Source organism: Corallococcus macrosporus (genome assembly GCF_017302985.1).
In the GTDB taxonomy this organism is placed as follows: Bacteria; Myxococcota; Myxococcia; order Myxococcales; family Myxococcaceae; genus Corallococcus; species Corallococcus macrosporus_A.
In genome coordinates, this window is sequence record NZ_JAFIMU010000001.1 from 88,042 (window position 1) to 96,238 (window position 8,197).

The 8,197-nt window shown below is 68.6% G+C and carries 6 protein-coding genes; 4 read left to right on the plus strand and 2 right to left on the minus strand.

Annotated elements, in window-relative coordinates; translation table 11 throughout:
• The first annotated feature begins 63 nt into the window (after positions 1–63).
• Positions 64–2,157, plus strand: coding sequence for a S46 family peptidase (locus JYK02_RS00420; RefSeq protein ID WP_207047870.1), 2,094 nt, complete (start codon positions 64–66; stop codon positions 2,155–2,157).
• A gap of 114 nt (positions 2,158–2,271) precedes the next feature.
• A complete protein-coding gene (locus JYK02_RS00425) occupies positions 2,272–3,012 on the plus strand; it encodes a phytanoyl-CoA dioxygenase family protein (RefSeq protein ID WP_242588263.1) in 741 nt (246 codons plus the stop codon).
• Positions 3,013–3,030: 18 nt separating this feature from the next.
• Here the strand turns inward: JYK02_RS00425 and guaA are convergent, their stop codons facing one another.
• Positions 3,031–4,584: a glutamine-hydrolyzing GMP synthase gene (guaA, locus tag JYK02_RS00430; RefSeq protein ID WP_207047872.1), complete on the minus strand. Its 1,554-nt coding sequence runs from the start codon at positions 4,582–4,584 to the stop codon at positions 3,031–3,033.
• A gap of 124 nt (positions 4,585–4,708) precedes the next feature.
• Between guaA and JYK02_RS00435 the strand changes: the two genes are divergently transcribed.
• On the plus strand, positions 4,709–5,293 hold the full coding sequence (locus JYK02_RS00435) for a hypothetical protein (RefSeq protein ID WP_207047873.1): 585 nt from the start codon (positions 4,709–4,711) through the stop codon (positions 5,291–5,293).
• Positions 5,294–5,345: 52 nt separating this feature from the next.
• Here the strand turns inward: JYK02_RS00435 and guaB are convergent, their stop codons facing one another.
• Positions 5,346–6,803 (minus strand): IMP dehydrogenase, encoded by a 1,458-nt coding sequence (gene guaB, locus JYK02_RS00440; RefSeq protein WP_207047874.1) that lies wholly within the window; start codon positions 6,801–6,803, stop codon positions 5,346–5,348.
• Between the two features lie 165 nt (positions 6,804–6,968).
• Between guaB and JYK02_RS00445 the strand changes: the two genes are divergently transcribed.
• Positions 6,969–8,197: TIGR02266 family protein (locus JYK02_RS00445; protein ID WP_207047875.1), on the plus strand; the 1,229-nt coding region annotated here is incomplete at its 3' end.

Genomic DNA, 8,197 nt, shown 5'->3' on the forward strand with positions numbered 1-8,197 from the left:
GCATCCCTCACAAACGCCCCGTCCCCGCGGGCTCCGTTCCCGCGGCCCGAAAGGATCCCATTCATGAAGCGATTGGTCGTCATCGCCGCCCTCGTGGGTGCCGCCCCGGCGCTCGCCGATGAAGGCATGTGGACGTTCAACAACTTCCCCGCCGCCAAGGTGAAGGAGAAGTACGGCTTCCAGCCGGATCAGCAGTGGCTGGACAAGCTGCGCCTGGGCGCGGTGCGTCTGGCTGGCGGCTGCTCGGCGAGCTTCGTGTCGCCGGATGGCCTGGTGATGACGAATCACCACTGCGCGCGCGGCTGCATCGAGCAGCTGTCCACCGCGAAGCAGGACTACCTGGCCAACGGCTTCTACGCGAAGACGCAGGCCGAGGAGAAGCAGTGCCCGGCCATGGAGGTGAACCAGCTCGTCGAGATCACCGACGTGACGGATCAGCTCAACAAGGCCACCCAGTCCATGTCCGGCAAGCAGTACTCGGACACGCTGAAGGCGGAGATGGCCAAGGTGGAGAAGGCCTGCGCCAACGGCGACGACAAGGTGCGCTGTGACGTCGTCACGCTGTACCAGGGCGGCAAGTACAACCTGTACAAGTACCGCCGCTTCCAGGACGTGCGCCTGGTGTTCGCCCCGGAGCACGCCATCGCCTTCTTCGGCGGTGACCCGGACAACTTCGAGTTCCCCCGCTACGACCTGGACGTGTCCTTCGTGCGCGTCTACCAGGACAAGCAGCCGGTGAAGACGCCGGACTACTTCAAGTGGTCCGAGCACGGCGCGAAGGACGGCGAGCTCACGTTCGTGGCCGGCAACCCGGGCCGCACCTCGCGCGCGCTGACCATCGCGGAGCTGGAGTACATCCGCGACGTGTCCATGCCCAAGACGCTGATGTACCTGTCCGAGATGCGCGGCATGCTCACCGAGTTCCAGAAGCGCGGCCCCGAGCAGAAGCGCATCTCCAGCAACATCCTGTTCGGCGTGGAGAACAGCCTCAAGGCGTCCAAGGGCCGCCACGAGGCGTTGCTGGACAAGAAGTTCTTCGCGTCCAAGGTCGCCGCGGAGCAGGAGCTGCGCAAGAAGGTCGACGCGAACCCCGAGCTGAAGAAGAAGTACGCCACCGCGTGGGATGAGATCGCCAAGGCGGAGTCGCAGCTCGTCAACCTGCGCAAGGACCTGAACTTCATCGAGCAGGGCCAGGGCCTGTCCTCCACCCTGTTCAGCATCGCGAAGACGCTGGTGCGCGCGGGCGACGAGCTGCCCAAGGAGAACGGCCAGCGGCTGCGCGAGTTCAACGACGCCAACCAGCCCGCGCTCAAGGCGCAGCTCTTCAGCCCCGCGCCCATCTACCCGGAGCTGGAGATCGCCCGCCTGACGTTCAGCCTCACCAAGCTGCGTGAGGAGCTGGGCGCCAAGCACCCGTTCGTGAAGAAGGTGCTGGGCAAGGAGTCCCCGGAGCAGGTCGCCACCCGTGTGGTGAAGGGCTCCAAGCTGATGGACGTGAAGGCGCGTCAGGCGCTCTTCGACGGCGGCAAGAAGGCCGTGGACGCGTCCAAGGACCCGATGATCCAGCTGGCCCTGCTGGTGGACCCGGACGCCCGCGCCATCCGCAAGAAGTTCGAGGACGACGTGGAGTCCGTCATCAAGAAGAACAGCGAGCTCGTCGCCAAGGCGAAGTTCGACATCTACGGCACCAGCCAGTACCCGGACGCGACGTTCTCCCCGCGCGTGTCGTTCGGCTCGGTGAAGGGCTACACGGAGGACGGTGAGAAGGTCGCGCCCATCACCCAGATGGCAGGCACCTTCGAGCACGCCACGGGCCAGGAGCCGTTCGCCCTGCCCAAGTCGTGGGTGAAGTCGGAGAAGGTCATCACCGGCACCACGCCGATGAACTTCGTCAGCACCAACGACATCATCGGCGGCAACTCCGGCTCGCCCGTGGTGAACAAGAACCACGAAATCGTCGGCCTGGTGTTCGACGGCAACATCCAGTCGCTGGGCGGTGAGTACGGCTTCGACGAGTCCGTGAACCGCACCGTGTCCGTGCACTCGGACGCCATCATCGAGGCGCTGCAGAAGATCTACGGCGCCAACCGCGTCCTGGAAGAGCTGCGCCCCGGCAGCACCAAGATCGCGCCGGTGAAGGCGAACCCGGCGGGGTAGTCCTCCCCACCGCGTCCTGAAGTCCCCAGAGGCTGTCCGGTGCGAACCGGGCAGCCTCTTCTTCTTGGTACCGTGCGCGCCATGTCGCACGACGCCGCCCGAAGTGAGCAGTTCATGCGCGAAGGCTTCCTCCGGCTGGACGGGGCCTTCCCCCGAGAGCTCGCGGACGAGGCCCGGGCCATTCTCTGGAAGGACACGGGCTGTGACCCGGAGAAGCCCCCCACCTGGACCCGGCCCGTCATCCGCCTGGGCATGTACACGCAGCAGCCCTTCGTGGACGCCGCGAACACGCCCGTGCTGCATGCGGCGTTCGATGAACTCGTCGGCCCTGGCCGGTGGCTGCCGCTGCGGGCCATGGGCACGTTCCCCGTGCGCTTCCCGTCACCCCAGGACCCGGGCGACGCGGGCTGGCACATCGACGTGGGCTTCGACTTCGACAAGCCGGACTTCATGGACTGGCGCGCCAACGTCGCCTCGAAGGGCCGGGCGCTGCTGATGCTCTTCCTCTTCTCCGACGTGGGCGAGGACGACGCGCCCACCCGCATCCGGGTGGGCTCGCACCAGGACATCGCGCGGCTGCTGGGCCCGGCGGGCGAGGCGGGCCTGACGCTCCGGCAGCTCGCGGCCAACGGCTTCTCGGAGTCCGCCCACCGGCGGGAGGTGCTGGCCACGGGCGAGGCGGGCACGGTCTACCTGTGCCACCCCTTCCTCGTGCACTCGGCGCAGCCCCACCGGGGGACGCGGCCGCGCTTCATGGCGCAGCCGCCACTCTTGCCCCGGGAGCCGCTGAGCCTGGCCCGGCTCCCGGAGGACACGTCGCCGGTGGAGGAGGCCATCCGGCGCGCGGTGACGTGAGCGCCCTGCCCTACCGCCTCACTCCCACTCGATGGTGGCGGGCGGCTTGGAGGAGATGTCGTAGACGACGCGGTTGATGCCGCGCACCTCGTTGGTGATGCGCGAGGAGATCTTCTCCAGGATGGGGAACGGGATGCGCGCCCAGTCCGCCGTCATGCCGTCCACGCTGGTGACGGCGCGCAGCACGCAGGTGGACTCGTAGGTGCGCTCGTCGCCCATCACGCCCACGCTCTGCACCGGCAGCAGCACGGCGAAGGCCTGCCAGACCTCCTTGTAGAGGCCGGCCTTGTGGATCTCCTCCTGCACGATGGTGTCCGCGCGGCGCACCAGGTCCAGGCGCTTCTCGTTCACCTCGCCCAGCACGCGGATGGCCAGGCCCGGGCCCGGGAACGGCTGGCGGGAGACCATCTCGTCCGGCAGGCCCAGCTCGCGGCCCAGGGCGCGGACCTCGTCCTTGAAGAGCTCGCGCAGGGGCTCCACCAGCTTGAGCTTCATCTGCTCCGGCAGGCCGCCCACGTTGTGGTGGCTCTTGATGGTGACGGACGGGCCCTTCCAGGACACGGACTCGATGACGTCCGGGTACAGCGTGCCCTGCGCCAGGAAGCCCGCGTCCTGCACGTCGCGCGAGGCCTCCTCGAAGACGGCGATGAACTCCCGGCCGATGATCTTCCGCTTCTGCTCCGGATCCGTGACCCCGGCCAGCTTCGACAGGAAGCGCTCGCGCGCGTCCACCGTCTTGAGCGGCACGTGGAAGCGGTCCACGAAGAGCGCCTCCACCTGCTCGCGCTCGCCCTGACGCAACACGCCGTTGTCCACGAAGATGCACTGGAGCCGGGGACCGATGGCCCGGTGCAGCAGCAGCGCCGCCACGGAGCTGTCCACGCCGCCGGAGAGTCCGCAGATGACGCGGCCCTCTTCGCCCACCTGCTTGCGGATGGCCTCCACGGCCTCGCCGATGAAGCCCTTCATCGTCCAGGAGCCGGTGACCTTGCAGTCCGTGAAGAGGAAGGCGCGCAGCATGGCCTTGCCCTGCGGCGTGTGGACGACCTCCGGGTGGAACTGGAAGCCGTACCAGGGCTTGGTCGCGTGCGCCGCCGCCGCGAAGGGCGAGTTGCCGCTGCGGCCGATGGCCTCGAAGCCCGGCGGCAGCTCGTCCACCCGGTCGCCGTGGCTCATCCACACCTGCACCTGGTCGCCCGGGCGGAACTCCGCGAAGGGACCGCGCGCGGAGAGGACCTCCACCGCGGCGCTGCCGAACTCGCGGTGGGCGCCCCGGTCGATGCGGCCGCCCAGGAGCTTGGCCAGCAACTGGAGGCCGTAGCAGATGCCCAGCACGGGGACGCCGGCCTCGAAGACGAAGGGGTCGCAGCGCGGGGAGCCGGGCGCCTCCACGGACGCCGGCCCGCCGGAGAGGATGATGCCCCTCGGCGCGAACTGGCGGATGTCCGCGGCGGGGAGGTCCGGGCGGTGGATCTCGCAGTAGACGCCCAGCTCGCGCACCCTGCGGGCGATGAGCTGGGTGTACTGGCTCCCGAAATCAAGGATCAGGATCTTCTCGGAGTGCAGGTCCACCGGCGATTCTCCCAGGGGGCGTCGTTGACGGGTGGGGGCCCTTATCGCTACAAACTTCGGGAAATCAACGCTGAAAGGCCGTCAATTGTTCGTGCGCCGCCTGTCCGCTTCCACTGCAGCAGCCATGCTCCTCCTGTCCTCCGCGGGGTGCGTGAAGGAGATCACCTCCGACGAGCGTCTGGAGCGTGACACCCGCAGCGTCGCGGTGAAGGACGCGCCCGGGGTCAACGAGCTGTCCAAGCTCACCTGTGACGACACCACCCAGCCCCTCAACAAGGCCCGCGACGTGAACCGTCCGGAGTCCGACCGGCTGGTGGACTACGTCAACCTGTACGCGTCCCTGAAGGACCGCACCCACACCTTCGAGGAGGCCATGGCCCGCAACCCGGACCTGAGCTACCGCGAGGGCAGCCAGAACCTGGTCAACGCCAAGGACACCTGCATCCAGCAGACCGCCGACGTCCGGGTGGAGTTCGAGACCTACCTGCGCGAGCTGGTGGACGTGCCCACGGTGCAGGAGATCAAGGGCGGCAACACCGTCACGGTGGCCCGCCTGGACTTCGCCACCCTGAAGAAGGCGATTGAAACGCTGGACCCCGACGACCGCGAGCAGCTGCTCCAGCGCGTCGGCGCGGCGGAGAAGCGCGTGTCCGCCACGGCCGCCCCCGCCGAGGATTCTTCCGGCGGCGGCAAGCGTCGCGGCAAGTAGGGCCCTGCTGGACTCCCCCGGTGGATGACTCCCCGGGGGAGGCCTCACCGCCCTACTCCATCCGGTAGTTGGGCGCTTCCTCGGTGATGATGACGTCGTGCACGTGGCTCTCCTTGAGCCCGGCGGACGTGATGCGGACGAAGTTGGCCTTCGTGCGCAGCTCCTCGATGGTGGCGCACCCCACGTAGCCCATGCCGCTGCGGATGCCGCCCAGCATCTGGTGCACGTTCATGGAGAGCGTGCCCTTGTACGGGACGCGGCCCTCGATGCCCTCCGGCACCAGCTTCACCGCCTCCACGTCGGACTGGAAGTAGCGGTCCTTGGCGCCCTGCTTCATGGCGCCCAGGCTGCCCATGCCTCGGTAGCTCTTGTAGCTGCGGCCCTGGTACAGGATGACGTCGCCGGGGGACTCCTCGGTGCCGGCGAACAGCGAGCCGATCATCACGGAGCTGGCGCCCGCGGCGAGGGCCTTCACGATATCGCCCGAGTACTTGATGCCGCCGTCGGAGATGATGGGGATGCCGTGCTTGTCCGCCTCGCGGGCGCAGTCATCCACCGCCGTCACCTGGGGCACGCCCACGCCGGCCACCACGCGGGTGGTGCAGATGGAGCCCGGGCCAATGCCCACCTTCACCGCGTCCACGCCCGCCTCAATCAGGGCGCGCGTGCCCTCGGCCGTCGCCACGTTGCCGGCGATGAGGTCGAAGCCCTTGAAGTTCTTGCGCGTGTCGCGCACGCCTTCAATCACGCCCTTCGAGTGGCCGTGCGCGGTGTCCACGACGATGACGTCCACGCCCGCCTTGATCAGCGCGTCGATGCGGGCCTCGCGGTCCGCGGACACGCCCACGGCGGCGGCGCAGAGCAGGCGGCCCTTGGCGTCCTTGGCTGCGTACGGGTGGGTGCGGCGCTTCTCGATGTCCTTGATGGTGATGAGGCCCTTGAGCTCGTAGGCCTCGTTCACGACGAGAAGCTTCTCGATGCGGTGCTCGTGCAGGAGCTTCTGGGCGTCCTCCTGGGCAATGCCCTCGCGGCCGGTGACGAGCTTCGTCGTCATCACGTCCTCGACCTTCTGGGAGAAGTTCTTCTCGAAGCGCACGTCGCGGCTGGTGAGGATGCCCACCAGGCGCTTGCCCTGCACCACGGGCACGCCGGACACGCCGTGCACCTTCATCAGCTCCAGGGCGCGGGCGAGCGGTGCTTTGGGCTCAATGGTGATGGGGTCCACCACCATGCCGCTCTCGAACTTCTTGACCTTGAGGACCTCCAGGGCCTGCTGCTCGGGCGTCATGTTCTTGTGGATGACGCCGATGCCGCCCTCCTGCGCCATGGCGATGGCGGTTCTCGCCTCCGTCACGGTGTCCATGGCGGCGGACAGCAGGGGCACGTTCAGCCGGATGTTGCGCGTCAGGCGGGTGGTGAGGTCGGCATCACGCGGGGTGACGGCGCTCTCACCGGGCAGCAGGAGCACGTCGTCGAAGGTGAGGGCCAGCCGGATATCGGGGTTCAACATGGGGGCTCCCGGAGGCCCCGCGGGGCACCAGCGCCCGGCGGGTGCGTGTCCATACGGTTTGCGCGGCTGCCGCGCAACGGAAGAAGGTTTTTTGCCGCCCGTTCCCAGGGACTTCGGGTGATACTCGGCGTCCCATCAACATTTCTTGGGGACTTGGACCGGGCCTTGGCGGAATTGAATCAAGCGGGGGCGGTCGGGCTGGTGGTGAAGCTGCCCTTCGCCACCCCCGAGGAGTTCCTCGCGAAATACGGGGGCAACATCACCCGGGGCGGCATCTATTTGCGCGCCAAGGCCGTGCGCTCCCCGGGCACGGTCGTCACCCTGGACCTCCGCCTGGCAAGCGGCGACCGGCTCCTCTACACGGCGGCCATCGTCCATTTCGTCACCGGGCAGCAGGGCCAGGGCATCTCCGGCATGGGCCTGAAGTTCGGGGAGGCGGACCCACCGACCCGCCGGTTCCTGGACGCCGCGGTCGCCATCCTTCCGCATGCCCAGTCCGACCTGCCGCCCGTTCCCAACGGCGTGGGCCCCGCGGACTACACCGTCCCCGCCCCCGTGGCCGCCCCTGCCCTGCCCCCGGCCATGGCCTCGGAGGCCAGCGCCGCCCCCCGGATGGACGCCCCGGCCGCGCCCGCGCTGGAGATGGTCACGGATGCGTCACTGGAGCTGAACACGACGGAGCCGCCACGGACGGGGCCCGTGATCGGCATCGACCTGGGGACGACGAACTCGTGCGCCGCGTTCGTGCGCGGAGCGAAGCCCGGGGTGCTGCCCAGCCGCGAGGGCCACAACACGGTCCCCTCCATCCTCGCGTTCAACCAGCGCGGCAAGCTGGTGGTGGGCCACCCCGCCAAGGGGCAGATGCTCACCAACCCGCGCCAGACGGTGTACGGCGCCAAGCGGCTGGTGGGCCGGCCGTACGCGTCGCCCATCGTGGGGCAGATCAAGGGCCGCTTTCACTACGAGATCGCCGCGGGCCAGAACGGCGAGGCGGCAGTGCGCCTGGGCGACCGCATCTATTCGCTCCAGCAGATCTCCGCGCTGATCCTGCGCGAGGTGCGCGAGGTGGCGCAGAACCAGCTGGGCCAGCCCATCTCGCGGGCGGTCATCACCGTGCCCGCCTACTACAACGACAACCAGCGGCACGCGGTGCGCGAGGCGGGCAAGCTCGCCGGGCTGTACGTGGAGCGCATTCTCAACGAGCCCACGGCGGCGGCGCTGGCGTACGGCTACGGCAAGAAGCTCAACCAGCGCGTGCTGGTGTACGACCTGGGCGGCGGCACCTTCGACGCGTCGGTGCTGGAGCTGCACGACACCGTCTACGAGGTCATCAGCACCGGCGGCGACACGTTCCTGGGCGGCATCGACTTCGACAACGCCATCGTGGAGTACCT

Excerpts from the sequence above, each read along its gene's own strand:
- JYK02_RS00420 (WP_207047870.1), top strand. The coding sequence starts at position 64 with ATGAAGCGATTGGTCGTCATCGCCGCCCTCGTGGGTGCCGCCCCGGCG.
- JYK02_RS00425 (WP_242588263.1), top strand. The coding sequence starts at position 2,272 with ATGCGCGAAGGCTTCCTCCGGCTGGACGGGGCCTTCCCCCGAGAGCTC.
- JYK02_RS00435 (WP_207047873.1), top strand. The coding sequence starts at position 4,709 with ATGCTCCTCCTGTCCTCCGCGGGGTGCGTGAAGGAGATCACCTCCGAC.
- guaB (WP_207047874.1), bottom strand. The coding sequence starts at position 6,803 with ATGTTGAACCCCGATATCCGGCTGGCCCTCACCTTCGACGACGTGCTC.